Source organism: Demequina maris (genome assembly GCF_000971155.1).
GTDB lineage: Bacteria > Actinomycetota > Actinomycetes > Actinomycetales > Demequinaceae > Demequina > Demequina maris.
The window spans coordinates 1-26,424 of record NZ_BBLX01000015.1 but is presented as its reverse complement, the minus strand read 5'-3'; the positions used below and the strand labels follow the sequence as shown (position 1 = coordinate 26,424).

The 26,424-nt window shown below is 73.2% G+C and carries 27 protein-coding genes and 3 tRNA genes; 9 read left to right on the top strand and 21 right to left on the bottom strand.

Translation table 11 applies throughout. From position 1 onward, the window contains the following. Window position 1: 1 nt before the first annotated feature. The 7 genes from AOM02_RS13345 to AOM02_RS13315 all read right to left on the bottom strand — a co-directional run bounded on the left by AOM02_RS13345 (window position 2) and on the right by AOM02_RS13315 (window position 5,788). Complete coding sequence (locus tag AOM02_RS13345; RefSeq protein WP_062300095.1) at window positions 2-697, bottom strand: DUF2786 domain-containing protein; 696 nt, start codon at window positions 695-697, stop codon at window positions 2-4. A gap of 21 nt (window positions 698-718) precedes the next feature. After that, entirely contained in the window at window positions 719-1,924 is a 1,206-nt protein-coding gene (gene purT / locus AOM02_RS13340) for a formate-dependent phosphoribosylglycinamide formyltransferase (protein WP_062300093.1), read from the bottom strand. Window positions 1,925-1,999: 75 nt separating this feature from the next. Continuing rightward, window positions 2,000-2,713 carry a hypothetical protein gene (locus AOM02_RS13335; protein WP_062300091.1) on the bottom strand — a complete coding sequence of 238 codons (714 nt, stop codon included), beginning with the start codon at window positions 2,711-2,713 and terminating at the stop codon, window positions 2,000-2,002. A gap of 5 nt (window positions 2,714-2,718) precedes the next feature. After that, window positions 2,719-3,276 carry a LemA family protein gene (locus AOM02_RS13330; protein WP_062300089.1) on the bottom strand — a complete coding sequence of 186 codons (558 nt, stop codon included), beginning with the start codon at window positions 3,274-3,276 and terminating at the stop codon, window positions 2,719-2,721. A 56-nt stretch (window positions 3,277-3,332) separates the two neighbouring features. Further along, window positions 3,333-4,241 carry a hypothetical protein gene (locus AOM02_RS13325; protein WP_156156233.1) on the bottom strand — a complete coding sequence of 303 codons (909 nt, stop codon included), beginning with the start codon at window positions 4,239-4,241 and terminating at the stop codon, window positions 3,333-3,335. 55 nt (window positions 4,242-4,296) lie between these two features. Beyond that, window positions 4,297-4,863: an orotate phosphoribosyltransferase gene (pyrE, locus tag AOM02_RS13320; protein ID WP_062300085.1), complete on the bottom strand. Its 567-nt coding sequence runs from the start codon at window positions 4,861-4,863 to the stop codon at window positions 4,297-4,299. A 160-nt stretch (window positions 4,864-5,023) separates the two neighbouring features. After that, a complete protein-coding gene (locus AOM02_RS13315; protein WP_062300083.1) occupies window positions 5,024-5,788 on the bottom strand; it encodes an SDR family NAD(P)-dependent oxidoreductase in 765 nt (254 codons plus the stop codon). Window positions 5,789-5,832: 44 nt separating this feature from the next. On the opposite strand from AOM02_RS13315, the gene AOM02_RS13310 reads away from it, so the two are divergent. Continuing rightward, a complete protein-coding gene (locus AOM02_RS13310) occupies window positions 5,833-6,621 on the top strand; it encodes an exodeoxyribonuclease III (protein WP_062300081.1) in 789 nt (262 codons plus the stop codon). Beyond that, window positions 6,621-7,223, top strand: coding sequence for a septum formation family protein (locus tag AOM02_RS13305; protein WP_062300078.1), 603 nt, complete (start codon window positions 6,621-6,623; stop codon window positions 7,221-7,223). The genes AOM02_RS13310 and AOM02_RS13305 overlap by 1 nt, the downstream gene beginning before the upstream one ends. Window position 7,224: 1 nt before the next feature. Here the strand turns inward: AOM02_RS13305 and AOM02_RS13300 are convergent, their stop codons facing one another. Further along, on the bottom strand, window positions 7,225-7,653 hold the full coding sequence (locus AOM02_RS13300; protein WP_062300076.1) for a septum formation family protein: 429 nt from the start codon (window positions 7,651-7,653) through the stop codon (window positions 7,225-7,227). An 18-nt stretch (window positions 7,654-7,671) separates the two neighbouring features. Further along, window positions 7,672-8,130: a variant leucine-rich repeat-containing protein gene (locus AOM02_RS13295; protein ID WP_156156232.1), complete on the bottom strand. Its 459-nt coding sequence runs from the start codon at window positions 8,128-8,130 to the stop codon at window positions 7,672-7,674. Between the two features lie 251 nt (window positions 8,131-8,381). Here AOM02_RS13295 and AOM02_RS13290 point away from each other — a divergent pair, with 251 nt between their 5' ends. Genes AOM02_RS13290 through AOM02_RS13280 form a run of 3 tightly spaced genes read left to right on the top strand, consistent with a single transcriptional unit; the run spans window position 8,382 to window position 11,261 of the window. Beyond that, window positions 8,382-9,032, top strand: coding sequence for a response regulator transcription factor (locus tag AOM02_RS13290; protein ID WP_062300071.1), 651 nt, complete (start codon window positions 8,382-8,384; stop codon window positions 9,030-9,032). 13 nt (window positions 9,033-9,045) lie between these two features. Continuing rightward, window positions 9,046-10,218, top strand: a complete 1,173-nt coding sequence (locus AOM02_RS13285) for a sensor histidine kinase (protein WP_062300068.1) — start codon at window positions 9,046-9,048, stop codon at window positions 10,216-10,218. Then, window positions 10,215-11,261: a DUF8320 family protein gene (locus tag AOM02_RS13280; protein WP_062300066.1), complete on the top strand. Its 1,047-nt coding sequence runs from the start codon at window positions 10,215-10,217 to the stop codon at window positions 11,259-11,261. Before AOM02_RS13285 ends, AOM02_RS13280 begins: the two co-directional genes overlap by 4 nt. 40 nt (window positions 11,262-11,301) lie before the next feature. On the opposite strand, the gene AOM02_RS13275 is transcribed toward AOM02_RS13280, so the two are convergent. From AOM02_RS13275 to AOM02_RS13265, 3 genes are all read right to left on the bottom strand, one after another. Further along, window positions 11,302-11,691, bottom strand: a complete 390-nt coding sequence (locus tag AOM02_RS13275) for an SHOCT domain-containing protein (protein ID WP_062300063.1) — start codon at window positions 11,689-11,691, stop codon at window positions 11,302-11,304. 93 nt (window positions 11,692-11,784) lie between these two features. After that, window positions 11,785-12,330, bottom strand: a complete 546-nt coding sequence (locus AOM02_RS13270; protein ID WP_062300061.1) for a DnaJ family domain-containing protein — start codon at window positions 12,328-12,330, stop codon at window positions 11,785-11,787. Between the two features lie 90 nt (window positions 12,331-12,420). Continuing rightward, window positions 12,421-12,496, bottom strand: a tRNA-Arg gene (locus AOM02_RS13265). 245 nt (window positions 12,497-12,741) lie between these two features. On the opposite strand from AOM02_RS13265, the gene AOM02_RS13260 reads away from it, so the two are divergent. Beyond that, window positions 12,742-13,728, top strand: a complete 987-nt coding sequence (locus AOM02_RS13260) for an NAD-dependent epimerase/dehydratase family protein (protein ID WP_062318676.1) — start codon at window positions 12,742-12,744, stop codon at window positions 13,726-13,728. Window positions 13,729-13,812: 84 nt separating this feature from the next. Beyond that, on the top strand, window positions 13,813-14,472 hold the full coding sequence (locus AOM02_RS13255) for a TetR family transcriptional regulator C-terminal domain-containing protein (RefSeq protein ID WP_062300057.1): 660 nt from the start codon (window positions 13,813-13,815) through the stop codon (window positions 14,470-14,472). Between the two features lie 43 nt (window positions 14,473-14,515). Here the strand turns inward: AOM02_RS13255 and AOM02_RS13250 are convergent. From AOM02_RS13250 to AOM02_RS13220, 7 genes are all read right to left on the bottom strand, one after another. Next, window positions 14,516-14,605 (bottom strand) — tRNA-Ser (locus tag AOM02_RS13250). Window positions 14,606-14,682: 77 nt separating this feature from the next. After that, window positions 14,683-14,770, bottom strand: a tRNA-Ser gene (locus AOM02_RS13245). Between the two features lie 21 nt (window positions 14,771-14,791). Then, the gene (locus AOM02_RS13240) at window positions 14,792-15,211 is read right to left on the bottom strand and encodes a PIN domain-containing protein (RefSeq protein ID WP_156156231.1); all 420 of its coding nucleotides are present in this window, start codon (window positions 15,209-15,211) and stop codon (window positions 14,792-14,794) included. Window positions 15,212-15,351: 140 nt separating this feature from the next. Beyond that, entirely contained in the window at window positions 15,352-15,954 is a 603-nt protein-coding gene (locus AOM02_RS13235; protein ID WP_062300051.1) for a GTP-binding protein, read from the bottom strand. Then, entirely contained in the window at window positions 15,935-16,333 is a 399-nt protein-coding gene (locus AOM02_RS13230; protein ID WP_228372746.1) for a DUF742 domain-containing protein, read from the bottom strand. The genes AOM02_RS13235 and AOM02_RS13230 overlap by 20 nt, the downstream gene beginning before the upstream one ends. 2 nt (window positions 16,334-16,335) lie before the next feature. Then, entirely contained in the window at window positions 16,336-16,776 is a 441-nt protein-coding gene (locus AOM02_RS13225) for a roadblock/LC7 domain-containing protein (protein WP_062300049.1), read from the bottom strand. 63 nt (window positions 16,777-16,839) lie between these two features. Further along, on the bottom strand, window positions 16,840-21,672 hold the full coding sequence (locus AOM02_RS13220) for a sensor histidine kinase (RefSeq protein WP_062300047.1): 4,833 nt from the start codon (window positions 21,670-21,672) through the stop codon (window positions 16,840-16,842). A 173-nt stretch (window positions 21,673-21,845) separates the two neighbouring features. Here AOM02_RS13220 and AOM02_RS13215 point away from each other — a divergent pair, with 173 nt between their 5' ends. Continuing rightward, a complete protein-coding gene (locus tag AOM02_RS13215; RefSeq protein ID WP_062300045.1) occupies window positions 21,846-22,808 on the top strand; it encodes an NAD(P)H-quinone oxidoreductase in 963 nt (320 codons plus the stop codon). Between the two features lie 7 nt (window positions 22,809-22,815). On the opposite strand, the gene AOM02_RS13210 is transcribed toward AOM02_RS13215, so the two are convergent. Both AOM02_RS13210 and serS read right to left on the bottom strand, forming a co-directional pair. Further along, window positions 22,816-23,670, bottom strand: coding sequence for an HAD family hydrolase (locus tag AOM02_RS13210; RefSeq protein ID WP_228373857.1), 855 nt, complete (start codon window positions 23,668-23,670; stop codon window positions 22,816-22,818). A 76-nt stretch (window positions 23,671-23,746) separates the two neighbouring features. After that, complete coding sequence (serS, locus tag AOM02_RS13205; protein WP_062300042.1) at window positions 23,747-25,018, bottom strand: serine--tRNA ligase; 1,272 nt, start codon at window positions 25,016-25,018, stop codon at window positions 23,747-23,749. Window positions 25,019-25,056: 38 nt separating this feature from the next. On the opposite strand from serS, the gene AOM02_RS13200 reads away from it, so the two are divergent. Then, window positions 25,057-26,376 carry a diacylglycerol/lipid kinase family protein gene (locus AOM02_RS13200; RefSeq protein WP_062300039.1) on the top strand — a complete coding sequence of 440 codons (1,320 nt, stop codon included), beginning with the start codon at window positions 25,057-25,059 and terminating at the stop codon, window positions 26,374-26,376. Window positions 26,377-26,424: the final 48 nt, after the last annotated feature.

Genomic DNA, 26,424 nt, shown 5'->3' with positions numbered 1-26,424 from the left:
CTCACGCCCCCAGCTCGCGCCGCCCCGCCTCGTCCACCTTGCGTCCGAGCGAGATGTCCGCGCGCTGTCCCGCCTCGGCCCCCTCGCCCCACCCCTCCCAGGACGTGAGCACGCGGCGCCGGGCCGCGCGGAGGTTCGGGAACATCTCCTGGTAGGCGACAGCGACCTGCTGCGCGCGGTCGAGCAGCACCACCGCGGAGCCGGTGCCCTCCTCCTCCGCCTCGCGCAGCGCCCCGGCGTAGAAGTCCCGGAGACGCTGCGTCACGGTGGTGGTGAACGACGAGGCGAAAGCCTTCTTGCGCGACTGCGAGCCGCCGTAGACGTCCATCTCGAGGCGCATCGCAGGAAGCAGCGTGTCGACCAGCGCCGCGACGATCGCGAGATCCGCGGCGAAGCCCACCGTGGTGACGCGCCGGCCGCCGTGGATGACGGACCGGCACGAGAACACCCGCGCGATCCCGCACACGAGGATGATCTGGTCCTTCACGTACGGCGCGACGAAGTCGAACTCACGGATGGTGGGCGTCTCGGCCTGCTCGCGGCTCATCCGCGCGCCGGCCTCGTCGATCGCGTAGCGGACCATCAGCTTCTCGGCGCGCTCGCGTGCGAGCTCCCGCTCGGCCGGGTACGGGGAGCCGCCGTCCGCGATCGCGAGGAGCGTCCGGATCTGGTCGAGGATGGCGTCAGGAGCGGTCACCCGACCAGGGTCGCACCGCCGTCAGACAGCTTCGGGGTTCTCCACAAGCTCGATCCGCAGCGCCGCGGCGGCCGCGCGCGCCGTCGCCCTCGCCTCGTCGACGGAGGCGCCTCGCGCGACGGTGACCGCGACGCGACGGCGGCCGTCGACCCGCGGCTTGCCGAACAGGCGCACGTCGGTGCCCGGCGCGGCCACCGCATCGTCCACGCCCGAGAACACCGGCACGCCCGCGCCCTCCGCGAGGACCGCGCACGACGCGCTCGGCCCGAGCGGCAGCACGGCGGGCACGGGCAGGCCGAGCACCGCGCGGGCGTGCAGCGCGAACTCGCTGAGATCCTGCGAGGCGAGCGTGACGAGGCCGGTGTCGTGGGGCCGGGGCGACACCTCGGAGAACAGCACCTCGTCGCCGCGCACGAACAGCTCGACGCCGAACACGCCGCGGCCGCCGAGCGCCTCGGTCACGGCCCCGGCCACGCGTCGCGACTCGGCGAGGGCGGCCTCCGACATCGGCTGCGGCTGCCACGACTCGCGGTAGTCGCCGTCCACCTGGATGTGCCCGATCGGGTCGAGGAAGGTCACCCCGCCGGCGTGACGCACGGTGAGCTGGGTGATCTCGTAGTCGAAGTCGACGAAGCCCTCGACGATGATCCGGGTGCCGCCGGCGCGGCCGCCCTCGACCGCGTACGTCCAGGCGGCGTCCACGTCGTCGAGGGTGCGGATCACCGACTGCCCCTTGCCTGACGACGACATCACGGGCTTGACCACGCACGGCAGCCCCACCCGGTCGACCGCGCCCCGCAGCCCCTCGACCGTGTCGACGAAGACGTACGGCGAGGTCGGCAGCCCGAGCTCCTCGGCGGCCAGGCGGCGGATGCCCTCCCGGTCCATCGTGAGGATCGTGGCGCGCGCCGTCGGGATCACCGTGGCCTCGCCCGCCTCCTCGACCTCGGCGAGCACCTGCGTGGCGATGGCCTCGATCTCGGGGATGACGAGGTGGGGGCGCTCCGCCGCGATGAGCGCGCGCAGCGCTACGGGGTCGAGCATGTCGAGCACGTGGGAGCGGTGCGCGACCTGCATCGCGGGGGCGTCGGCGTAGCGGTCGGCGGCGATCACCTCGACGCCGAGCCGGGTCAGCTCGATCGCGACCTCCTTGCCCAGCTCCCCGCTGCCGAGCAGCAGCGCGCGGGTGGCGGTGGGCGTGAGGGGGGTGCCAAGGGTGACGGTCATGCGCTCATCCTCCCAGCGATGGCCCGGGACCGTCGCCGGGAGGGACGATGCGCGGGCGCCGTCGGCGCGCGAGGCTCAGCGCCCGTAGTCGGCGAGGACGAAGGGCGGGATCGTGCCGGTGAGGGCCTCGAGCCGGTCGAGCGTCGCGTCGAGCGTGCGCAGGTCCGGGTACCCGCGGCGCACGACGGCGACGAAGCGTCCCTCGACGACCACCGTCGCGCCCGCCCACGCGGGCCGCAGCAGCTCCTCGATCACGTGCGGCGCGAGGATCGCGTGCGCGTACGCGTCGTCGCGCGTGCTGACCCGCCACCGCTGGTTGAACTCGTGCGACTCGGTGTCCACGTCGCCCCAGCCGAGGCCCGTGAGCACCCGCTGGAACGCATCGTCCGGCGCGAAGCGCAGCGCGGGCAGCCCGCGCGGCAGCGTCACCCACACGACCTGGTAGTCGTCGCGCGTGGTCCGGCGACGGCCCTTGGAGTCGCGCGAGTGCTCGACCACGACGTAGCGGAACGCCTGGAACGGGCGGCCGTCGCGGGCCCCGGTGATGATCTCGCGCGCCTCGCGCTCGTCGCCCATCCCGAACGGGCGCGTGCCGAGGAGCTCCGCGACCGAGTCGTCCCGCGCGGTCCAGGTCCAGCCCCGCGAGGCGGCCCACGCGCGCAGCCGCGCGAGGCGCGCCTGCTCGGCCCGCTGGTAGGCGATCGCGCCGGCCACGACGACGCCGGCGGCCAGCGCCGCGACGAGGAGGAAGAGGACGACGGTGCCGCCGTCGCCCACCTCGACCGTCATCGCCGCTAGAACTGCACGTTCGGCGCCTGGCGGGCGATGTCCTCGGTCTCGAAGTACTCCTCGCGGTGGAAGCCGAACATGTTGGCGATGATCACCGTGGGGAACGTCTCGATCCGCGTGTTGAGGCTGCGGACGTTCGCGTTGTAGAAGCGGCGGCCCGCGGCGATGCGGTCCTCCGTGTTGGTGAGCTCCTGCTGGAGCTGCATGAAGTTCTGGTTGGCCTTGAGGTCCGGGTACGCCTCGGCGACCGCGAACAGCCGGCCGAGCGCCTGGGTGAGCACGTTCTCCTGAGCCGCCTGCTCCGCGGGCGACGAGCCGGGCGCGGCGGCGATGGTGCGGGCCTGGGTGACCGCCTCGAGCGTCTCGCGCTCGTGCTTGGCGTAGCCCTTGACGGTCTCGACGAGGTTGGGGATGAGGTCGTGCCGGCGCTGCAGCTCGACGTCGATCTGGCGCCATGCCTCCTGCACCAGGTTCCGCAGGCGGACCAGCCCGTTGTAGGCGGCGATCGCCCACAGGACGATGATGACGAGGATCACGGCGAGCGCGATGAGGAACCATTCCATGTGTCTCTCCTGACGTCTGTGGCGACTCTAGCGGGGCCGGGGCGGGGCCGACAGGGTCACGCGCGCGGGTCGCCCGCCTCGGGCTCGTCCTCGGGCGAGGCCCACCGCTGGGCCTCGTCGCTGCCGATGCCCGTGTAGCGCCGCGAGTTCAGCACGCCCGGGGTGGTGGCCCAGGCGGGGCCGGCCAACGGCGCGTCCGGGTCCGCCATCGCCGCGCCCTGCTCCCGGAAGCGGCGGACCACGTGGTCCGGGATGCGGCGGGCGACGCCGGCGACCACGTCGAGGCGGCGGCTGAGCGTGTCGACGCCCTCGCGTCCGGCGGACCACATCAGCACCGCGCCGCCGTCGATGCGCAGCGAGCATCCCTCGACGTCGTGCGCGAGCAGCCGCTCGATCATCCGGGGGTCGATCACGTCGTGGCCGTACCTGCGGTCGCGCGCGATGACGCGCCAGCGCGCGTTGAACGCGTGGGACTCGACCTCGATGTCGGTGCCGCCGAGCGCCTGGGCGAGGTGATGGCCGAGGTGCTCGGGCACGATGTCGAGCCGCGGCAGCCGCACCGGAAGCTCCGCGAGGGTCACCTGGAACACCTGGGCCGAGGAGCGCTCGCCGTCGGACTGCTGCTCGACGACGTGAGTGAAGGTCGCGCAGTCGATGCCGCCGTACCTGCCCTCGAGCACGTCCTCCTGGCGCACGCTCGACCCGCGCAGGTCGAACGGCGTGCCGGAGAAGCGCAGGGAGTACTTGGCCGTGCGCGGGGTGTGCGACCAGCCGTGCTCGAGCGCGAAGCGCGCGGCCGCGCCGCGATGGCGGGCATGATCGACGTACTCCCAGACGGCCAGCGCGGCGACGACCGCTCCGACGAGCAGCAGGATCCACGCGGCCTGGCCGCCGAGGACGTACGCGATGACACCGAGCGCGACCAGCGCGCCGGTGCCCATGCGCATCGCGGACATCCCTCGCATGGCGGCCACCCTAGCGAGGGGGGCGCGGCGCGTGAAGGGCGCCGCGCGACCGGGCTCAGCTCAGCCCGAGGTCCTCGAGCCCGTACAGGTAGAGGTAGGGCAGGCCCTCCTCCTCGATGACCTGGCGCGCGCCGGTGTCGCGGTCGACGATCACGGCGACCGCGACGACGTCCGCACCGGCCTCGCGCAGCGCGCTCACCGCGGTCAGCACCGAGCCGCCGGTGGTCGAGGTGTCCTCGACGGCGACCACCGTGCGGCCCGCGACGTCCGGGCCCTCGATCCGGCGCTGCAGGCCGTGCGCCTTGTTCTCCTTGCGGACCACGAACGCGTCGAGGTCGAGCCCGCGCGACGCGGCGGCGTGCATGAGGGCCGTCGCGACCGGGTCGGCGCCGAGGGTGAGGCCGCCCACCGCGTCGACGTCGGCCGGGCCGAAGCCGGCCTCCTCGAGCGCGTCGAGCAGCACGTGGCCCACGAGCGGCGCGGCACGGTGGTGCAGCGTGATGCGGCGCAGGTCGACGTAGTAGTCCGCCTCCTTGCCCGACGCGAGGGTGATGCGGCCGTGGACGACGGCCAGCTCCTTAATGAGGTCGCGCAGCTGCTCGCGCGGGGTGCCGGTGGTCATGGGGTCAAGGGTAGCCGGGGACGATGCGCGCTCCCCTCGAAGCGCCTCTCCACACATGGCGCGGGAGGAGAGCGCTCTCCGATGCAACTTCGGCCGGAGGACGCGGGTTTCGGGTGGCTAGTTGCATCTCTCGTGTGGAGAGGCGCGCCAGACGACGGTTTCAGTCGCGCTGCTGGCTGCGGCGGCCGCGGGTGACCCGCTGCGGGACGGCCCGCAGCACCGAGCCCGCGAGCGCGTAGCCCACGGACGGCGTCACCACGGTCTGGCCGCGGCGCACGGCCGCGAGCGCGGACGTCACGACCCGCTCCGGGTCGAGCCAGACGGGCTCGGGGAACTCGTGGCGCATGTGGCTCAACGCGTCCGAGTCGTGGAAGCGCGTGCGCACCAGGCCCGGCAGGACGGCCGTGGCGGTCACGCCCGTCCCCGCGAGCTGACCGGCCAGCGCCTGCGTGAAGTCGACGGCCCAGCGCTTGTGCGCCGCGTACGTCGAGTTCCCGAGGTGCGCGGCCACCGAGGAGACGTTGAGGACCGCGCCGTGGCCGCGCGCCACCATCCCGGGCAGTGCCGCGTGGGCGAGCCGCATCGGCGCGGTGACGTGGATGTCCAGCAGCGCGCGCTCCTGGTCCCACGTGGAGTCGAGGAACGAGGCGCCGATGCCGAAGCCCGCGTTGTTGACCAGCAGGCTCACGGGGCGCTCGTCCGCCGTCAGCCGCGCGGCGACCGCCTCGCGGCCCTCCTCGGTGGTGAGGTCCGCGGGCAGGATCTCGGCGCCGCTCCCCGTCGCGGAGGTGAGCACCTCGGCGACCTCGCTGAGCCGGTCGCGCGAGCGCGCCACCAGCACCACGTCGTGTCCCGCGGTGGCGAGCTGCCACGCGAACTCCTCGCCGAGCCCGGCGGAGGCTCCCGTCACCAGTGCGATGGCCATGCGACGAGGCTACCGGCGCATCGTCCGCCGGTAGTTTGGTCCCCATGCGCCTCGCCACCTGGAACGTGAACTCCATCCGTGCCCGCGTCGACCGTGTGGTCGACTGGCTCGAGCGGTCCGAGACGGACGTGCTCGCGATGCAGGAGATCAAGTGCAAGCCCGAGCAGTTCCCGCGGGAGGCCTTCGAGGCCGCCGGGTACGAGCTCGCGATCCACGGCCTCAACCAGTGGAACGGCGTCGCGATCGCGTCGCGCGTGGGGCTGACCGACGTCGAGACCTCGTTCCCCGAGCAGCCCGGCTTCGCGAAGACCGGCGACCCGGTCGTCGAGGCGCGCGCGCTCGGGGCGACCGCCGGCGGCGTCCGCGTGTGGAGCCTGTACGTGCCCAACGGGCGCGGCCTCGAGGACCCGCACTACACGTACAAGCTCGACTTCCTCGCGCGCCTGCGCGAGGCGGCGACCACCTGGGCGGACCTGCCGACGGCGCTCGTCGGCGACTTCAACGTCGCGCCGCTCGCGACCGACATCTGGTCCGAGGAGGACTCCGAGGCCGTCACGCACGTGACCCCCGAGGCGCGCGCCGCCTTCCACGCCTTCGAGGACGCCGGCTACACCGAGCTGTCGCGCCGCTTCATCCCCGCGGAGCGCACCTACACGTTCTGGGACTACAAGGCGCTGCGCTTCCCCAAGGGCGAGGGCATGCGGATCGACTTCGTGTACGCGTCCGCGCCGCTCGCGGAGCGTGCCACGGGAGCGTCGATCGTGCGCGACGAGCGCAAGGGCAAGGGCGCGTCGGACCACGTCCCCGTCGTGGTCGAGATCGCGGACGCCTGATGACGGGGGACGGCTTCGCGCCGCCGCCCACCCTCGGCGAGCGACCGCCCGCCGCGCCCCCCGCGCCGACGGTGGCCGCGCCACCGGCCCGCCGCCCGCATCGTCGCCGCCGCGCGCGGCTCGCGTGGATCGTGGGCGGCGCCGCCGCGGTGGCGATCGTCGGGGGCGTCATCGCCGACGTGGCGCTCGAGGCGCACGCCCGTGCGGTCGAGCCCGCGCAGCGGGGCGCCACGGGCGGCCTCGAGTCCGTCGCGGTCGTCGCGGGGCTGTGCCTGCAGGAGGCTCCCGCGGACGGTCCGTCGGCAGGCCGCGTGACCGCGGTGCCGTGCGCGGAGCCGCACCGGGCCGAGACGGTCGCCGACCACACGTTCACCGACGCCGCCTGGCCGGGCGCCGACGCGGTCGCCGCCACCGCGCTCGACTTCTGCGCGGCCCGCGTGGCGCGCATCGTCCCCACCACGCTCGCGGCGGACCTCGCGTGGCGCGCGTGGGCGCCGTCCGAGGAGACGTGGGCGGACGGCGACCGGCTCGCGGTGTGCGTCGTGACGTCGGACCGGCCGCTGGTGGGCTCGCTCGAGCGCGGGGACGCGGCCCCGGCCTGAGTCAGCCCGCGAGGGTGCCCTCGAAGGCCACGGGCTCGCCCGAGTCCGGATCCGGCGCGTACGCCGCGCAGACCGCCAGGCGGTCCCCCTCCGCCCAGGCGTCCTCCAGCGGGTACGTGTAGAAGACATCGAGCGACGACGTGCGGTACGGCTCGCCGACGTAGTCCTCGAAGCCGTCGACGCAGTGCTCCTCGACGGTCGCGATCACCGCGTCCTCGTCGTAGTCGCCCGGGTCGAGGTCGAACGTCGCGTAGACCTCGGCCTCGTGCGCGTCCTCGCAGTCGACGACCGGCACGTCGCCGACCGTGTCGCCGGTGCCGGAGATCGTGAGGCAGTCCCCCACGGCGAGCTCCTGACGCTCGCCGTCCGAGCCGGAGCAGCCCGCCAGGACGAGCACGGCGACGGCGGTCAGGACGATCGGGCGCAGCATGCGTGCGACAGTACCCGGTCAGCCGAGCAGTCGGCCCCGCGCGGAGATCGCGGCCAGCACCGCCGGCTCGCCCTGCTCGATGAGCCACTGCAGGAGGCTCGCCGGCGCGGAGGGGTTCGCCGCGATCGCGGGCCGGAGCTCGGGATGCGTGTAGGCGAGCTCGGACAGCTCGGCGGCGGTCGCGTACGGGCTCGCCGCGAGGAGGCGCTCGGCGCCCGCGCCCGCGGCGCCGAACGGGGTCGGCGTGACCGCTCCGGGCCTCGCGGCGGCGACCGCGGTGCCCGCCGCCGGATGCGGATGCGCCTCGTGCAGCAGGCGCCGGACGATGACGAAGATGATCGCGACCGGCACGAGCGGGAGCACGAGCACGATCGGCGGCACCGCCATGTCGAGCGAGTACTCGGCGAGGAGCGCGAAGGCGATGAAGGTGACGGCGCCGACGAGGAAGATGATCCTCGAGCCGGCGGTCAGGGCCACGCGAGAGTGGAGAGAGGCGATGACGACGAGTGCGAGCATTCCCCCCGTGACGACGAGAGCCACAGACTCCGTCGACCAGCCCATCACCCGAACCCCTCTCCACCTCCCGCGTGTACCTCGAGATGAGCGTCTCGTGACGGGCAGGCCCGGACAAGCCCCCATTTATGGGGGTAGGCGCCCGGATCGGGTCCGCTTCCAGGGAATTCACCGCCGATTCGACTAGAATCCCGTGGCAGGAAAGGGGAACCGTCATGACCGCCGCGAAGGAGCGCCGGGTCATCGCTCTCGTCGAGGACCACGCGCTCATCTCCATCGGCTTCCGCGACCTGGTCGAGGGGGCGCAGGACCTCGAGCTGGCCGGACTGGTCGAGGGCGTCGACGCGCTCCCCGGCCTGGGCCGGACGCTCGACCTCGTGGTCCTGGACCTGCGGCTCGCCGACGGGTCCACGCCCGAGGCCAACATCGCCGCCATCCACGAGATGGGCGCCCACGTGCTCATCTACACCGGGGGCGAGGACCGCCGCCTCATCCAGTCCGCCGCACGCGCCGGCGCGCTCGGGCTGATCCGCAAGTCCTCCGAGCCCGACGTGCTGCTCGACGCGATCCGCACCGCCGCGGCCGGGCAGGAGGTCTTCGGCACGGACTGGGCCGCCGCGATCGACTCCGACGACTCGCTCGCCGACGCCCGGCTCAGCGCGCGGGAGCGCGAGATCCTGTCGCTCTACGCCTCGGGCCTGACCGCCTATTCGGTGGCGCGCCACCTCGGGGTGTCGCGCGAGACCGTCGCGGACTACGTGAGCCGCATCCGGCGCAAGTACGCGGACGCGGGCAGACCCGCGCAGTCGCGCGTCGACCTGTACAAGCGCGCGCTCGAGGACGGGCTGCTCGAGGGCCCCCAGTGAGCGAAGGCCGGGCGTGAACGGCGCCGCGAGACCGGCCCGGGAGCGCATCCAGCGCACCCTGCTGCTCGCGGTCGGCATCGGCGCGATCATCTTCGGCCTGCTGCTCGCCTCGGGGTCGAGCGGCTTCCTCCGCCAGATCGACCAGCTCCACGCCCCGCTCGGCGTCCTCACGGTCGTCGTCGGCGTGATCGTGCCGGCGTCCTACCCCCTGCTGTCGCGCGTGCTGCCGATCCGCCCGATGCTGCTCATCGCGGGCTGGACGTCGATGGTGTTCATGGCGATCCAGATCGCCTGGCCCCTGATGATGAAGGAGCCCCTGCTCGCGGACGATGCGACGCCATGGACGCAGGGCATCAACGCCATCCATGCGACCGCCGCCGCGATCGCATGGCCCCGCATCGCCGGATGGGTGTACCCGCTCGTGCAGGGCCCCGTCGTCGCGTTCACGCAGATGCAGGTGCGGGACGATGCGGCGCTCGAGGCGACCCTCGACGGCCTGGGCGCGATCATCTACTGCCTCATCCTCTGCGGCGTGTCGATCGCGATGATCTCCGCGGGCGACCGTCAGGACGCCGCCGCCGTCCACGCGCGGGAGCAGGCGGCGCTCGAGGCGAGCCGTCGCACGCGCGAGGCCGAGCAGACGCGCATCAACGCGATCGTGCACGACGACGTGATGTCCGTCCTGCTCGCCGCGTCACGCCCCACGCCGCCCGACTCGCTCGCCGAGCAGGCCCGCCACGCGATCGCGAGCGTCGACTCGCTCGTGAGCGGCCGCACGGAGACGCGCGACTACGACCCGGAGGAGTTCGTGGCCGTGATCCGCTCGACGGCCTCCGCCGCGGATCCCGCCATCCCGGTCCGCTACGCGGTCGAGGGCGACCTGCCGCTGCCGGCCGGCGTGGTCGCGGCCTTCGCCGAGGCGACGGCCGAGGCCCTGCGGAACGCCCTGGGCCACGGCGGCCCCGACTGCGAGCCGCGCGTCGAGTGCGACGTCGACGACGGCTCGGCCCGCGTGGTGGTGACCGACCACGGCTCGGGCTTCGCCGCCTCCCGCGTCTCGCAGCGTCGGCTCGGGATCCGCGTGAGCATCCTCGAGCGGATGCGCACGGTCGCGGGCGGCGACGCGGACGTCGAGTCGACGCCCGGCGTCGGCACCACCGTCTCCCTCACCTGGAGCCGCGCATGAGCCTCGGACATCCCGCACCCCCGCAGGCCTCGCGGACGGTCGACGTGAGCCGGCTGCTCGCGCTCAGCTCGGAGGGCGCGAGCCTGATCCTCGGCGTGTTCATCGTCACCAACGTGGTCTTCACGATCGCCACGATCCACACGCTGAGCGTGCGCTGGCCCGCTTACGTCGCGGCGGTCATCGTGAGCGCCGCGGGCGTGCTCCTCGGGCGCCCCCACCCCGACCCGTTCCCGCTGCGCGACTCGTGGCTCGTCGTCGCATCGGTCGTGGTCTCCACGGTGCTGATCTCGTGGGCGCTGCCGACGGACGGATCACCTGGTCGCGCGGCATGGCACCTCGGGTCGAACACGTGGCTGCTGTGGTTCCTCATCCTGCGCGGCAGGACCGGCCTCGCGTGGGCCGCCGCGGCGGCGATGACCGCGATCACCGCGACCTGGACCGCCACCACCGGGCGCTCCGCGCTGACGGGGCTGCTCATGGTCGACACGCAGCTGGGCCTGCTCGTCGTGGCGACGCTGTTCGTCACGAGCCTGCGCCGCACCGCGCACCGCATCAACGAGCTCACCGAGCGGTCCGTCGACGCGGCCGCGGCGGCGGCCACCGCGGAGGCGGGCCGTCAGGTACGCCTGCAGCGCGCGGCCGAGGTCGCCTCGGCCTCGATGCCGCTGCTCCAGCGCGTCGCGACCGGGGTGCCGCTCTCCGACGACGAGCGCGCCGAGATGCGCAAGGCCGAGGCGCGGCTCAGGGACGGCGTGCGCGGGCGCGCGCTCGCCACCCCCGCGGTGCTGGACGCGGCGGCGGAGGCGCGGGCGCGCGGCGTCGAGGTCACGCTGCTCGACGACCGCGGTTCCGGGCTCGGCTCGGGCGACGCGATGGCGCGCGTGGACGATGCGGTGGCGGCGGCGCTCGCCGACGCGAGCGGCACGATCACGGTGCGTCTGCTCCCGCCCGACCGCGACGAGGCGCTCACGATCGTCAGCGTCGACGGGGACCACGTGCACCGCATCGTGCTGGACGCCGCGGGAACGGCAACGGCGGTCTGACCCCGAGGGGCCAGACCGCCGTGAGCAGGTGGAGGAACGCTCAGCCGAGCGCCTTCGCCTTGAGCTTCTCGTACTCCTCGGGCGAGATCGCGCCGGAGTCGAGGAGGTCCTTGGCCGCCTTGATCTCGGAGGCCGAGCCGGCCTCGCTCATCAGTCCCTTGGTGTACTCGACCTGGGCCGAGCGCATCGACTTGGCAGCCTCGACGTCGCGCTCCGCCATGCCGCGGCCGCGCGCGAAGATGTAGATGAGCGCGCCGAGGATCGGGAGGAGGACCAGCACCAGGGTCCACAGGATCTTGCCGAACACCGAGAGCTTCTCGTCACGGAAGACGTCGAAGACGAACCGGATGATGAGGAAGATGAACGAGATCCAGATGAAGAACCACAGCGACCACAACAGGATGTTGAGGAAGTTCTCGAAGAAGTCCATGGGAGTGCCTTTCCGCAGCGGGGCCCCATGCCCGGGCTGGCAATTCCCACATTAGCGGGGATGACGACGTCCTCGCGCGCGTTCACCGCGCGTTCAAGGACGACGCCGCTCGCGCCACCGCGCGACCTCGGCGTCGACGTCGCGGACGGGTGTCACGAGCGGGGGGCCGTCGGCGGGCCGGCAGCGTGCCGTGAGCACGCGCGCGTTGAAGTCCTCGAGCGCCGCGCGGACGTCCGCGGGATCGTGGAGGGCGTCCAGCCGCGCGTCGAGAGCGGCGTCCTCGCGGCGCAGGAGCACGGACTCCGGCGCGAGGCCCGAGAGCTGCTCGCGCTCGACGAGCCCGCGGGTCCACCAGTCGGGGTCGTGCCGCGTGAGGCCCGGGATCGGCTTGCCCGCAAGCGGGAGGTTGTCGAAGTCGCCCCGCTCCTGCGCCTCGACGATGCGCCGCTCGACCCACAGGTGCTGCGTCACGGCACGGTCGCGGCGTCGCCGTGCCGCCCGGCGCTCCTCGCGAGCGCGCTCCTCGCGATCGGCGGCCCGGCCCGCCACGTCCACGACCGGCGCCTCCTCGGGCGCGCCCTCGGCGGCCCGCTCGCGCTCGAGCGCGTAGCGGGCGGCGTCCAGCGAGGGGTCGCGCATCGGTCCATCGTGGCACGATGCGCGACTGGCGGACGATGCGCGGGCCCGGAGACGACGAAAGGCCGGACCTGGCGGTCCGGCCTTCGTGTGTGGCGCGCCCGGAGGGATTCGAACCCCCAACCTTCTGATCCGTAGTCAGATGCTCTATCCGTTGAGCTACGGGCGCGTGACCCTCGCGGGCCGAGACACAACTATACAGGCTTCTGAGGGTGCTCCCGTACACACGAGGGCGACGCATCCCCGCGCAACGGCGGGACGCCCGGCTCGCCGGTGCGAAACCCCTGGCTGTCCGGGCAAGTGTGGACATACCACTTCACAACACCCCGTCCGCGAGGCATGATCGGGAGTGATCGGGCGGACCGCGAGGGCGCCGGCCGGTCAGGTCGCTGGGGATCTCGGAGGGGGCCGGAGATGACCGACATGTGGCAGGGACGATCATGCCTGGTGACAGGCGGGGCGGGGTTCGGCGGCAGCCACCTCGTCTCCGAGCTGGTGAGCAGAGGGGCGCGGGTCACCGTCATCGACCGCGATCCGATCGAGGGCAAACCCCTCGAGGACATGGGCGTCGAGGACGACATCGACTTCGTGCTGGGCGACCTGCGCGACGGCACGCTCGTGCAGGACGTCGTGGGGAAGGGCGCGTTCGACGTCGTCTTCCACCTCGCGGCGGATCCGATCATCATGAACAGCCTGAGCAAGCCCGCGTCCGTGGTGGACGACAACGTGCGCGCCACGACGCTCGTGCTCGAGGCGTGTCGCACCGCCGGGAACGACCCCGTCTTCGTCTTCGCGTCGAGCGGCGCCTACTACGGCGACAGCTTCGAGCCCGAGCCCATCCCCGAGACCCGCGAGCCGCGCCTCGCCTCGAACCTCTACGGGCCGTCGAAGATGGCCGCGGAGATGATCGTGCGCGGGTACGGCACCACGTTCAAGATCCCGCACGCCTCGTGCCGCTTCATGAACACCTACGGACCGGGCGACCGCCATGCCTCGCGTCTGGTCCCGCGCGCGCTGGCGCAGTTGGCGGCGGGAGACGGCTACGACTTCGGCGACCGGGACGACGGCTCGACCCGGCTCGACTTCCTCTACGTGGGTGACATGGCGCGCGCGTACATGAGCGCGGCCGACCACCTCATCGCCGGCGGCGAGCCCGGGGCCTTCAACTTCGGCAACTCGACGCTGAACTCCGTGCGCGACGTGGCGGAGCGCGCGAGCCTCGCCTACGACGGCATCGCGCGTGAGCCGCAGTTCCGCGGCGTGCGCACGGGCCCGCCGCGGCAGCGGTGCCTCGACGTGACGAAGGCGCGGACCGTGCTCGGCTGGAGCGCGTCGACGCAGCTCGACGAGGGCCTGGCGAAGACGGTCGCGTGGTTCCGGGCGGGGGTCCCCGCCTCCTGACGCTCCTCCCGGCCCATCTCCGGCGTCAGCGCTGGTGCGGGGCTACAGTCGAAGGACCGGGACGACGACGTTCGGGAGGCGGCGATGACGCACGACACCGGCATCCAGGGACCCACCGGGGCGCGGCTCCGGCTCGAGCAGGACGAGCACGCGCTCGCGGCGGCCGCGCTCGACGAGATCAGGGACGGCGGCTGGCGCGAGCGCTCGCTGGCCCGGGTCGCCGAGGCGGCGGGCGTGTCGCTCGAGGCCGCGCGCGCGACCTACCCCGACGAACGCGAGCTGCTGGTGGACGCGCTGAGGCTGCGCGACGACCTCGGCATCGACCTCCTGCCCGACACCCCGCGCGACGGCCGGGCCATGCTGCAGGCGTTCATCGACGTCGCGCGCTTCGGCACCGAGACGCCCGGGACGATCGAGCTGTTCGGGACGCTCGCGACCGCCGCGACCGCGCCCGACCACCCGGGCCACGAGTACTTCCGCGCCCGCTACGAGTGGCTCCGCGGGCTCCTCGTCGACGCGCTGCGCGAGCTCGAGGAGGAGGGCGAGCTCAAGCGTCGGTGCGACCCGCAGGCCGTGGCCGCCCAGGCGATCGCGCTGCTCGACGGGCTCCAGATCCAATGGCTGCTCGACCACGAGGCGATCGACGTGGAGGGGCTGCTGCGGTCCTTCCTCGACCGCAACCTGCACGACCCGCTCGAGCCGGCCCGGCCCATCGTCGCCCCGCGCGCGACCGCGTCGGCCTGAGCCCGGACGCGCGGAAGGCCCCGACGATGTCGGGGCCTTCCTGTGGCGGAGACGGTGGGATTCGAACCCACGGATGAGTTGCCCCATCACATCCTTAGCAGGGATGCACCTTCGGCCGCTCGGTCACGTCTCCTGGGCGCGCGGGCCGGGGACCAGGGTACCGGTCCCGCGCGGTGCCGGGCAACGCGCGGCCGGCGCGCGCCCCCGAGGCGGAGAGTGTGGGATTCGAACCCACGGAGACGGGTTACGCCTCAACGGTTTTCAAGACCGTCACCTTCGGCCGCTCGGTCAACTCTCCCGTGCCCGGACGTGCCAGGCGTCAGCCATTGTGCCAGCCCGGGACGAGGCCCGGGCTCAGCACCTGCAGCTCGTACAGCTCGGCGGCGCGGGCGAGCTCGGCGTCGTACGTGAGGATCGCGTGGATCTCGGGGTGTGCGACCGCGGCCCCCAGGTGCAGCGCGGCGAAGGGCTTGAGCACCGCGACCGCGTGCGTCGACACCGACACGTTGTGCTCGGAGAAACGGATCACCGGGATCGAGCTGCGCACCATCTCGACCACGTCGAAGGCCTTCGACTTCTGCTCGCGCGGGTACAGCTCCGCGGCCTGCCGCAGCTCGGTGAAGCCCAGCTGCGTCGTCGCGAGCTCGTGGATGCGCGGCACGGCGAAGTCGTTGAACTCGTCGAAGTAGCGCACACCCGGCAGGAACCGGCACAGTGCGGAGCCGTCGACGTAGATCACGGTAGAAGGGTAGCGCCGCATGCACGGAGGCCCCGTGCATCGTCGCCGTGACGGGACGATGCGCGGGGCCTCCGGCGCCGGGAATGGGAGAGCCCCCGCGGCGCGGGGGCTCTCCCTGCCTCAGCTGGGATCGGGTGGGATCAGCGGTCGCGGATGCGGCGCATCGCGAGCTGGACGACCGAGATGAGCGCCTGCTTGGTGGCGGCCTTCTCACGGGCGTCGGTGTACATGACGGGGACGTCGGCCGAGATGCCGAGCGCCTCGCGCACGTCCTCGAGGGTGTGGCGTGCCACGCCGTCGAAGCAGTTGACGCAGACGACGAACGGGATGCCCCGGCCCTCGAAGTAGTCGACCGCCGGGAAGCACTGGTCGAGACGCTCGGTGTCGACGAGCACGACGGCGCCGATCGCGCCGCGCACCAGGTCGTCCCACATGAAGAGGAAGCGGTCCTGGCCCGGCGTGCCGAACAGGTAGAGCCACAGCGAGCCCGGCAGCGCGATGCGGCCGAAGTCCATGGCGACGGTGGTGGTGGTCTTGCGATCCGTGACACCGCCCGCGTCGTCCACGCCGACCGAGTGCTCGGTCATCGCGGCCTCGGTGTTGAGCGGGTCGATGTCGGAGATCGAGCCGATGAAGGTCGTCTTGCCGACGGCGAAGCCGCCCGCGATGACGATCTTGACGACGGTAGGCGCGGTGGTGGCCGCCGGCGCGGCGACGGCCGCGTTAGAGGGCTGCGATGCCATCGAGGACACTCTCCAGGAGACTGAGGGACAGGCCGCCGGACGCATCGTGCGTGGTCGCGTCGTCGGCCGTGCCGCCTACGTGGATCTTCAGATAGTTGACTTCGGCAAGATCCGTCACCAGCACCCGGACCACACCCAGCGGAAGGCGGGTGTGGGCCGAGAGCTCGGCCACGGACTGGAACTGACCCTGAGCGAGCTGCAGGATCTTCTTCTTCTCCGGGGTGAGCCCGGAGGAAGCCTGGGGGTCGGCCGTCGCCTCGACCAGCGCCTCCATGGGGAGGTCCTTGCTGGCGGCGCTCACGCGCCCGCCGGTCATCGCGTAGGGACGGACCGTGTACGCCTCTTCCTCGCCGTCGTGCGGCATCGTGGCATCGGTCATGATCAGGCCCGGGTCTGGCCGTCCGTCGGCAGGTTCTGGCGCATCTCCGTGATGAGCTGCGGGGTCAGCGCGTTCTCGAAGCGCGACACCAGGAGCGTCATCTCGTAGCCCACCAGGCCGACATCGCAGGTCGAGTCAGCGGCGACCGCCAGGACCGAGCCGTTGGACACGCTCATGAGGAACAGGAAGAGCTCGTCCATCTCCACGATCGACTGGCGCACCTCGCCGGCGTTGAGCTGGCGGGCGGCGCCGCGCGTGAGGCTCGACATGCCGGCCACGATCGCGGCGAGGGTGTCGCCCTCGGTGCGGTCGAGGTTCTTCGACATCGCCATGAGGAGGCCGTCGGCGCTCACCACCAGCGTGTGGCGCGTGCCGGGCACGGACTCGACGAAGTTGTCCAGGAGCCACCCGAAATTGGTGGCCTCGGTGCTGAGGGCGGTCACTTGTGCTCCTTGTGGGTGGTGCGGGGCCGGTAGGCCTGAGGGGTGTCGTGGGTGGTCATGGGTCTACTCGTTCGCGGGCTGCGGGGACGAGTGGAGGTCGAGCTCGGCGGCGTCGGTCCGGGCGCGCTGGGTGCCCGAGTAGAAGCTGCTGAACCGGCTGCGGACGGCCTCCGCGTCGCGCTCCTTCGGGGAGAGGGTGACCTCCTCCTCGAGAGGCGTGGCCTCGACGGGCGGCTCCTCCGCGCGACGACGCTTCTGCAGGCCCGCCTTGGTCTTCTCGACCTTGGGGCGGGACGCGGACAGCGAGCTGAGCTCGGAGAAGACCGCGCGCTGGAGGTCGGCGTCGTCGTCCCAGGTGCGGCCCGACGAGTGCTCCGTGTCGAGCACCGGCTCGTAGCTGGTCTCGACGGTCTCGTCCGTCGCGGCGGCCAGGGCCGACGCACCGGCGGCCTCCCAGCCGTGCGCCTCCGCGAGGTCCTCCGGGGAGAACTGCTGCGGCTCCGGACGGAACAGCTGCGACTCGGGGGCCGCGGCGTACGAGGGGTCGGCGGGCTCGGGCTCGAACGACTGCGCACGGGCGGGCTCGGGCTGACGCTCGGGTATCGGCTCGGGCTGCGGCTCGGGCTGCAGCGCGGGTGCCGGGGCGGCGGGGACCGGCGGGGAGTAGGACCACTCCGCCTCCGGCATCGTCTCCTCGCCCGGCTCGAACTCGGCGGGCTCGAACGACGTCGGCGCGCTCGGCTGAGGCTCCGGCTGCGGCTCGGGCTCGACAGGCGCGACGTCCACGGGCTCGACGGGGGCGAACGCGGCGTCCTCGGCCGGCGCGAAGGCCGCCGGCTCGACGGCGGGCTCCGGCTCGGCGGGCACCGCCGCGAACGGCGCACGGCTCGGCAGCGCGGCCGGCTTCTCGGCGTCGTGGTGCTTGCCGCGGCCGAACAGGCGTCCGAAGAAGCCCGTCCGCCCGGACTCCTCGCCCGAGGCCTGCGCGATGATGTCGTCGAGGCTCGGGTGGGCCGGGTCGTCGAGAGCGACGTCGGTCACGCCCGCGTCGTTGTCGTCGGCGGGCACGTACGGCACAGGCTCGAGCGCGGACTCGTGCGCGGCGGCCGCGGCGGCGAACGCCGCGGCGTCCATCCACGGCGCCGGCTGCTCGTGCTCCGGCTCGGGCTCGACCTCGGGGGCCGCCTCCGGGGCCGCGGCCTGGGCGACGGGCTCCGGGTCCGGCTCGAGGGTGGGCTCGAGAGCGGGCGCGGTCGCCGCCTCGGCATCCGCGACGGGCTCGCTCACGGACTCCCAGGGCGCCGGCGGCGTCCAGGGCGACGCGGCGGGCTCGGGAAGCTCGACCTCGGTCACGCTCGCCCACGGCAGCGGACGCTCCTCCTCGACCGCGGGGGCGGCGTCCTCGACGCCATCCTCCGGCTCGAGCATCGGGATCGTGAGCGGCTCCGGCTCCGCCACGGCGGCGGGCTCCGGCTCCGGCGTCACGTCGGGCTCGAACGCGGGGATCTCGGGCTCGAGCGCGGCGACCGGCTCGGGCTCGGCGATCGGAGCCGTCTCGGGCTCCGGGGCGGGTGCCGCCTCGGGCACCGCGAACGCAGCACCGTACGGCGAGCGGGCGAACGGCGACGCCGGCGTGAGCCGCTCGGCGTCCACGATCGGGATCTCCGCGGTCGCGAGCTTGGGCATCGAGAACGTCGGCAGCGCGGGCTCCGCCGGCGCCTCCTCCGGCTCCGGCGCCTCGGCGGCCTCCGCGGCGGACGCGTCGTCCAGCCCGTCCGGCTCGAGGCCCACGGGCTCGAACACGGCGGTCTGCTCCTCGGCAGTCTCGGGCTCGATGGCCCGCTCGGCGTCGCGGGCGACGGACTCGGAGGCACGGCGCATCGCACCGAAGGCGGCGAACGCACCCAGGGCCGAGCGCGCCGCCAGCTCCGGCGCCTGCTCGTCCTCGACCGGCTCTGCCTCCCCGACCGGCTCTGCCTCCCCGACCGGCTGCTCCGGCTCGTCGAGCGCATCGGCCATGATCTGCGGCACGGCCTCCGGCAGCGGCTCGGCGGCGGGCACCGGCTCGGCGTCGCGACGCGAGCGGAAGCCGCGGAACATCGAGGCGCGCTCCTCGGGCGTCTGCGGCGCCACCTCGGCGGCCGCGACGCTCGGCGTGAACGCCGAGGCCTCGGCGTCGAGCGCGCTCAGCTGGTCGGCGGTCGCGCGCACCGGAAGGCCGATGACCTGCGTGCGCTCGTCGGTCTTCTCCTCCGGGGGCTCCTCGACGGGCTCCTCGGCCGCGCGGCGGCGACGCGTAGGCAGGCCGCCGGAGCCGGTCCCGGCGGTGAGGTCGGGATCGATCGCCTCGGCGACGGGGGCCGCGGCGGCGTCGGCGGCGATGAGCGCCTCGATGCCCACGGGCAGCGGGATCGAGTCGTCCTCGACGACGGGCTCGTCGGCGTCCCGTCCCGCGAGGCTCGTGCCCTCGACGACGGTGGTGGGGGCGTAGGCCTCGATCTGCGGGGCCTCGGCGCGCGGGGCCTCGACCACGGGCGCCTGCTCGGCCTCGTCGACCACGTGGAACAGCGACGACGGGAGCAGGACCGTGGCGACGGTGCCGCGGCCCTCGACGGAGGACACGGCGACCTGCGCGTCGAGGCGCCGGGCGATGCGGCCGACCACGAAGAGGCCCAGACGCTGGGCGCCGAGGATCTCGGAGGCGGCCGACGACTGCACGCGGCTGTTGGCCTCGGCGAGCTCGGGCACCGTCATGCCGATGCCGGTGTCGATCACCTCGACGGTGAAGCCGGCCTCGGTGCGCCCGGTGCGGACGATCACGCGCGAGCCCGGGTCGGAGAACACCGTGGCGTTCTCCAGCAGCTCCGCGAACAGGTGCGCGGCGGTGAGGGCCTGGTGGCCGAGCATCGCGGGGTCGACCACGAGGTCGAGGTCCACGCGCTCGTACAGCTCGATCTCGGACGATGCGGTGCGGATCACGTCGGACAGCGGCATGGGGCGGCGGAGGCGGCGTCCGGTGTCGATGCCCGCGAGGACCAGGAGCGACTCCGAGTTGCGGCGCATCCGGGTCGCGAGGTGGTCCAGCGCGAACAGCTTGGTGAGGCGGTCCGGGTCGTCCTCGCTGCGCTCCATCTCGTCGATGCTCGACAGCTGGCGGTTGAGGAGCACCTGGTCGCGGCGCGCGACGTTGACGAACATCTCGGAGATCGAGCCGCGCAGCGCGGCCTGCTCACGCGCGATCTCGATGGTGGCCGCGTTGACGCCGTTGAACGCCTCGGCGAGGCGTCCCACCTCGTCCTGCGACTCCACCGAGATCTGCACCTCGGAGACGTCGACGTCCTCGCCCGGCTGCGCGACGCGCTCCACCAGGCGGGGCAGCTCCTCACGGACCGCGGTCGCCGTCGTGGTGAGGCGGCGGAGCGGGTTGACGATGCGGCGGGAGATCGCGAACGCGATGAGCAGCGAGCCGATGACCGCGCCGATGCCGATCGCGAGGGTGATGTACGTAGCGCCGAGCGCGTTGCGGGTATTAGCGGAGATCGCGCTGGCCGAGCGGTTCCACGCCTGGTCGCGGAGCGGCTCGTACTGCTCGAGCTCGAGTGCGACCTTGCCGGGCCAGTCGGCGGGCCCCGCTGCCACGAGCGCCGAGTCGAGGCCGGTGAGGATCGAGTTCTGGATCGTGTTGAACGACGTACCCGTGGTCGACGCCGAGGCGCCGAAGTCAGGCACCTCGATCGCGGGCGTGAGGCCGGCACCGCTGGCCTGCGCGTCGTCGAGCGCGAGCTTGGTGCGCTCCACGAGCGTACGGGTGGACGCGATCTCGGCGGTCACGAACGAGCCCTGGCGGATGAGGCGCTCGAAGACGTCGCCCTCGTAGCGGATGCGCTCGATGAGGAGATCGAGGTCGGCATACGCCTGAAGCGTCGCGACGATGTTGCGGTCGGGCACCGCGAGCGCGACCGCGTCGGTGGCGCCCACGAAGGTGTCGACGACCTGCGTGTAGTAGTTGAGGATCGTCGTGGTCGACACCTGGGCGGTGCGGACGCCGGCGCGGATCTGCGGCAGGGAGTCGCGCAGCTCGCTTCCCGCTGCCACGGCGGCGAGCGCGGCGCTGTTCTCGTCGGTCGCGTCGACCTCGGCGGCGGCCGCGGCGATCTCGTCGAGGCCGTCGTCGACGGCCGGGAAGATGGTGTCGAGGGCGTCGCGGTACTCCTGGGGCGCCGTGAACAGCGTGTGCGCGTACGAGGCCTCCTGGTCGACAGTGTGAGCCAGCGTGGCGATGCGCACGTTGAGGGTGGGATCGGCGTCCTCACGGCCGGGCGCCTTGGACTTCGGGGCGTCCGCGGCGACATCGTCGAGGCTCGCGACCACGTCGGCGTAAGCGGTGTCCATCGCCGCGACCTCGTCCTCCGCGGGCATGGTGAGCCATCCGCCCTCGGACTCGGGTGCGGCGATCGCCACCGCGCGCGCACCGTCGAGCGCGGCGGTCGCCACCTCGCGCTGGTCGTCGGACCCGATGACTTCCCCGGTGACCTCAACGCCCAGCACGGCGTCCAACTCCGCCAGGGCGGCGGCGGCGCGGTCGTCCTCGATGAGGTCGACCTCGTCGAGGATCGCCAGGTAGAGCGGTTCGATCTCCTCGCGTGCGGCCGCCATCTTGCCCGACGAGTCCTGAATCAGGTGCACGTACGACAGCGCGGCGGAGCGCTCGTCCTGGAGGTCGGCCTCCGTCTCCCGTGCCTGCCCGAGCGTGTCGATCAGCCTCTCGGCGTTCGAGTTCTCGGTGTAGTCGTTCACGGCGCTCAGGGTGATGTAGGTCACCGCCGAGACGAGCACGAGAACGGGCACCATGACGACGGCGAGGAGCTTTCCCCGGATGCCGAGCCTCTGAAGCATGGACCTTTCCCTCCCGAACCGTCGCGCATGGTGGACGACCCTGTGCATGGAGTCCAGCGACTGCTCCCCCGGTTTATCGGCCGCACCTGGGGGAACATGAGCCTTCATCCTCGCGCGATGTTTGTTGAGAGGATATTGGCGCCGCGCTATGACGGAGGAAATCGAAGAAAGTGATGAAGGCCACTATCGTGACCGCGCCCGGGGGTCCGGAGGCGTTGTCCCTGGAAGATGTGCCCGCACCCGTCCCGGGCGTCGATGACGCTGTGATGCGGATCACAGCGGCCGGCGTCAACAGGGCCGACATCCTGCAGCGCGAGGGGCGCTACCCGTCCCCTCCGGGGGCTCCCGACTGGCCCGGGCTGGAGGCCGCGGGCGTCGTCGAGCAGGCCCCCGCATCGTCCCCGTGGCGGCCCGGCGACCGGGTGTGCGCGCTCCTCCCCGGCGGCGGCTATGCCGAGCGCGTCGCGGTCGACGCCTCGCTGCTCCTGCCTGTGCCCGACGGCCTCACGGGCGTCGAGGCCGCCTCGCTGGTCGAGGCGGCCTGCACGGTCGTGTCGAACCTCGACGCCGCGCGGGCGAGGGCAGGCGAGACGATCCTCATCCACGGGGGCTCGGGCGGGGTCGGCACCGCGGCCATCCAGATCGCGAAGGCACGCGGCCTGCGCGTCCTCACGACCGCGGGCGGGCCGGAGCGGGTGCGGCGGTGCCTCGAGCTCGGCGCCGACGAGGCCTTCGATCACCGCGCGCAGGACTGGGCGGCGGGGGTGCGCGCGCTTGGCGGGGCGGACATCGTGCTGGACGTGGTGGGCGCCGCGTACCTCGCGACGAACGTGGCCGTGCTGCGCACCGGCGGGCGACTCGTCGTCATCGGGATGCAGAAGGGCGCCCGCGGCGAGCTCGACCTCGGTGCGCTGCTCGCGAGGCGCGCCTCCGTGATCGGCACGACGCTGAGGGCGCGGCCGCTCGCCGAGCGCGCCGCGATCGTCGCCCGCGTGCGCGAGGAGGTGTGGCCGCTCGTCCCCGCACGGGTCCGCCCCGTGGTGCACGCGACCTACCCGCTCGCGCGAGCGGCGGACGCGCATCGTGCCCTCGAGTCGGGCGAGGTCTTCGGGAAGGTCGTCCTGACGGTCGGCTGACCGCCGGCTACAGCACGGCCAGGCGGTCCGGGTCGATCAGCCGGTCGAGCACGGTGAGGATGCCGTCCTCCTCGACGGAGCCGACCACCTCGTCGGCGGCCTCCTTGACGTGCTCCGGCGCGGTACCCATCGCGGCGGACCGGCCGGCCCACTGCAGCATGTCGATGTCGTTGTTGCCGTCGCCGACCGCGACCGTGTGGTCGGGGTAGACGCCGAGGTGGCGGCGCAGCGTCTCGAGCGCCGACGCCTTCGAGACGCCGGGCGGCGTGAGGTCGAGCCAGGCCGACCAGCCGACCGCGTACGTGACGTCGCTGAGGCCGATGCGGTGGACCAGCCCGTCGAAGTGCGACACGTCCACGCCGGGGGCGCGGATGACCACGCGCGTCGCCTCGTCGTGGCACAGCTCGTCGAAGTCGGAGACGACCCGCTGGCGGCCGATGAGCTCGCCGTCGGGGAACTCACGGTTGACGAGGAAGCCGACGCCGAGGTCCTCGACGGCGTAGAACGCGTCGGGCAGCTCCTCGCGCACGAGCTCGAGCGCGGCCCGCGGGTTGAAGGTGACCTTCTCGATGATGTCGTAGCCGCCAGGCGAGCCGGGGTTGAGCTTGACGGTCACGGCGCCGTTGGAGCAGACCGCGAAGCCGCGGCGGATGCCGAGCTGCTCGGCGACGGGCAGCATCCCGAGCACGTTGCGCCCGGTCGCGAGCACCACGTGGTTGCGGCACATGCGGGCGCGCTCGACCGCGTCGATGACGGTCGGCGAGATCTCGCCGCCCCAGTGCATGAGCGTGCCGTCGATGTCGAGCCCCACGAGGCGCCAGAGGTCCGGGGACAGCGGGGGACGCATCTCGCGGTCGTTCATGCCTCGACCTTACGACGCGCGCGGAACCGGGCCGACACCCCGCGGGTGACGGTCCGGTGAACGGCGGCGGCGCGGATCAGCGCACCGGCTCCAGCACCTCGAGGCCGCCCAGGTACGGGCGGAGCACCTCGGGGACGTGCACCGAGCCGTCCGCCTGCTGATGGTTCTCGAGCAGCGCGACGAGCCAGCGGGTGGTGCCGATGGTGCCGTTGATGGTCGCGACCGGCGTCGTGCCGTTCTCCACCCGCTCGCGGGTGTTGAGGCGGCGCGCCTGGTAGGTCGTGCAGTTCGAGGTCGAGGTGACCTCCATCCAGCGCTCCTGCGACGGCAGCCACGCCTCGCAGTCGAACTTGCGCGCCGCGCTCGAGCCGAGGTCGCCCGCGGCCGTGTCGATCACGCGGTACGGCAGCTCGAGCGCCTGGAGCATCTCCTCCTCGATGCCGAGGAAGCGCTCGTGCTCGGCGGCCGCGTCCTCCGCGTGGGCGTACGCGAACATCTCGACCTTGTGGAACTGGTGGACCCGGATGATGCCGCGGGTGTCGCGGCCCGCGGATCCCGCCTCGCGGCGGTAGCAGGCGCTCCAGCCCGCGTATCGGAGGGGGCCGTCGGCCAGGTCGACGATCTCGTCCGCGTGATAGCCCGCGAGCGCGACCTCGGAGGTGCCGACCAGGTAGAGGTCGTCGCGCTCGAGGAAGTAGATCTCGTCGGAGTGCTTGCCGAGGAAGCCGGTGCCGGCCATCGTCTCGGGGCGCACGAGCGTGGGGGTGATCATGGGGCTGAAGCCGCGCCGGTACGCGAGGTCCATCGCGGCATTCAGCACCGCGAGCTCGAGCCGCGCGCCGATGCCGGTGAGGAAGTAGAAGCGGGCGCCGGAGACCTTCGCGCCGCGCTCCATGTCGATCGCCTTGAGACCCTCGCCGATCGCGAGGTGGTCCTGGACCTCGACGCCCTCGGCCGCGAAGTCGCGCGGGGTGCCGACGTGGCGCAGCACCGTGAAGTCGTCCTCCCCGCCCGCCGGGACGCCCGGCTCGGGGATGTTGCCCAGCGAGCGCGCGAGCTCGACCGCGCGGGCGGCCGCCGCATCGGCCGTCGCCTGCAGCTCCTTGACGCGGGCCGAGAGCTCCTTGGTGCGCGCGAGCAGCGCCTGCTTCTCCTCGCCCTGCGCACGCGCGACGTCCTTGCCGAGCGACTTCTGCTCGGCGCGGGCGACCTCGAACTCCTTGAGCGCCGCGCGGTTCGCGGCGTCGGCCTCGAGCACCTGGTCCACGACCGCCGGGTCGTCGCCGCGGGAGCGCTGGCTGTCCCTCACGACGTCGGGGTTGGCACGCAGGAGCTTGAGGTCGATCATGCCTGCCAGTCTATCGACGGCGGACGTAGGCTCTCCCCATGGCCCTCGAGACCGCGATCGCGCTGATCGCGCTGCTGATCGCGCTGTTCACGCTGATCCTCGCGGTCAGCGTGACGCGCCACATCGGCAAGCGCGACCCGGTCGCGGTGCCGCGCCGCTGGCGCCGGGTGCTACTGATCAAGCCCATGCCGTCGATGGACCTCGGCGCGGCCACCAAGCGGTCGGATGCGCGCGAGCGCGTGGCGTTCATCGCGAACCCGACGAAGGACGGCGTCGCCGAGCTGCGCGAGCAGGCGCTGCGCGCGTGCGCGATCCGCTACCTCCCGCAGCCGATGTGGCTCTACACCACGCCCGACGACCCCGGCACGGAGATCACGCGCGAGGCGATCGCCGCCGGGGCGGACCTCGTGGTCGCGGTCGGCGGCGACGGCACCGTGCGCGCGGTGGCCGAGGGGGTCGCCCGCACCGGCGTGCCGATGGGGATCCTGCCGATGGGCACGGGCAACCTCTTCGCGCGCAACCTCGACCTGCCGCTCGGCGACACGGCGGCGCTGCTGCGGACCGCGCTCGAGGGCGCCGAGCGACGCTCGGACGTCGGCTGGCTGCAGCTGGTCCGCACGCCGGACGGCGAGGGCGAGGGCGAGCGCCACATCTTCCTGGTCATCGCGGGCGCGGGCCTCGACGCCGAGATGGTCGCGGGCGCCAACGACCGCCTCAAGCAGCGCATGGGCTGGGTGGCCTACTTCTTCGCCGCTGTGCGGCACCTCGGCAAGCGCATGGAGGCGCGGATCACGGTGGACGACGGCGAGCCCGTCACCAGCCGCATGCGCACCGTGCTGCTCGCGAACGTCGGCAAGCTGCCCGCGGGCATCCAGCTGATCCCCGACGCGAGCTACGACGACGGCAGCCTCGACGTCGCGACGCTCGACGCGCGCGGCGGCATCGTGGGCTGGACCGAGCTGTTCGGCACCGTGGTCGCGCAGGGCGCGGGGATCCGCGAGCCGTGGCTGCTGCGCGTGTGGAAGACGTCCCGCATCGACCACGTGCGCGGGCGGACGGTCGACATCAAGGTGACCGAGCCGCAGAAGGTCCAGGTGGACGGCGAGTCGCTGGGCCGCGCGACGCGGCTGCGCGCCGAGGTGGACCCGGCGGCGCTGGTGCTGCGGGTGCCGCACAGCAGCGCGACGGCGTCCGGCGACTCGGAGAGGGCCGCCAAGGTGGACTCCGCCGAGCCCGCCCCGTCGGTCGCGCCCGCACCTGCCCCGTCGGTCACGCCCGCGCCCGCCCCGTCGGTCACGCCCGAAGAGACGCCCGCGGACGCGCCCGAGGAGCCCGCCAAGGAGCCCGCGGAGTCCTGACCACCGCCACGCCGGTGCGCCCCGCTGACACATGGGCGCAGGTTCTGG

Excerpts from the sequence above, each read along its gene's own strand:
- purT (WP_062300093.1), bottom strand. The coding sequence starts at position 1,924 with ATGACCGTCACCCTTGGCACCCCCCTCACGCCCACCGCCACCCGCGCG.
- AOM02_RS13335 (WP_062300091.1), bottom strand. The coding sequence starts at position 2,713 with ATGACGGTCGAGGTGGGCGACGGCGGCACCGTCGTCCTCTTCCTCCTC.
- AOM02_RS13330 (WP_062300089.1), bottom strand. The coding sequence starts at position 3,276 with ATGGAATGGTTCCTCATCGCGCTCGCCGTGATCCTCGTCATCATCGTC.
- AOM02_RS13325 (WP_156156233.1), bottom strand. The coding sequence starts at position 4,241 with ATGCGAGGGATGTCCGCGATGCGCATGGGCACCGGCGCGCTGGTCGCG.
- pyrE (WP_062300085.1), bottom strand. The coding sequence starts at position 4,863 with ATGACCACCGGCACCCCGCGCGAGCAGCTGCGCGACCTCATTAAGGAG.
- AOM02_RS13315 (WP_062300083.1), bottom strand. The coding sequence starts at position 5,788 with ATGGCCATCGCACTGGTGACGGGAGCCTCCGCCGGGCTCGGCGAGGAG.
- AOM02_RS13310 (WP_062300081.1), top strand. The coding sequence starts at position 5,833 with ATGCGCCTCGCCACCTGGAACGTGAACTCCATCCGTGCCCGCGTCGAC.
- AOM02_RS13305 (WP_062300078.1), top strand. The coding sequence starts at position 6,621 with ATGACGGGGGACGGCTTCGCGCCGCCGCCCACCCTCGGCGAGCGACCG.
- AOM02_RS13300 (WP_062300076.1), bottom strand. The coding sequence starts at position 7,653 with ATGCTGCGCCCGATCGTCCTGACCGCCGTCGCCGTGCTCGTCCTGGCG.
- AOM02_RS13290 (WP_062300071.1), top strand. The coding sequence starts at position 8,382 with ATGACCGCCGCGAAGGAGCGCCGGGTCATCGCTCTCGTCGAGGACCAC.
- AOM02_RS13280 (WP_062300066.1), top strand. The coding sequence starts at position 10,215 with ATGAGCCTCGGACATCCCGCACCCCCGCAGGCCTCGCGGACGGTCGAC.
- AOM02_RS13275 (WP_062300063.1), bottom strand. The coding sequence starts at position 11,691 with ATGGACTTCTTCGAGAACTTCCTCAACATCCTGTTGTGGTCGCTGTGG.
- AOM02_RS13270 (WP_062300061.1), bottom strand. The coding sequence starts at position 12,330 with ATGCGCGACCCCTCGCTGGACGCCGCCCGCTACGCGCTCGAGCGCGAG.
- AOM02_RS13260 (WP_062318676.1), top strand. The coding sequence starts at position 12,742 with ATGACCGACATGTGGCAGGGACGATCATGCCTGGTGACAGGCGGGGCG.
- AOM02_RS13255 (WP_062300057.1), top strand. The coding sequence starts at position 13,813 with ATGACGCACGACACCGGCATCCAGGGACCCACCGGGGCGCGGCTCCGG.
- AOM02_RS13235 (WP_062300051.1), bottom strand. The coding sequence starts at position 15,954 with ATGGCATCGCAGCCCTCTAACGCGGCCGTCGCCGCGCCGGCGGCCACC.
- AOM02_RS13230 (WP_228372746.1), bottom strand. The coding sequence starts at position 16,333 with ATGACCGATGCCACGATGCCGCACGACGGCGAGGAAGAGGCGTACACG.
- AOM02_RS13220 (WP_062300047.1), bottom strand. The coding sequence starts at position 21,672 with ATGCTTCAGAGGCTCGGCATCCGGGGAAAGCTCCTCGCCGTCGTCATG.
- AOM02_RS13215 (WP_062300045.1), top strand. The coding sequence starts at position 21,846 with ATGAAGGCCACTATCGTGACCGCGCCCGGGGGTCCGGAGGCGTTGTCC.
- AOM02_RS13210 (WP_228373857.1), bottom strand. The coding sequence starts at position 23,670 with ATGAACGACCGCGAGATGCGTCCCCCGCTGTCCCCGGACCTCTGGCGC.
- serS (WP_062300042.1), bottom strand. The coding sequence starts at position 25,018 with ATGATCGACCTCAAGCTCCTGCGTGCCAACCCCGACGTCGTGAGGGAC.
- AOM02_RS13200 (WP_062300039.1), top strand. The coding sequence starts at position 25,057 with ATGGCCCTCGAGACCGCGATCGCGCTGATCGCGCTGCTGATCGCGCTG.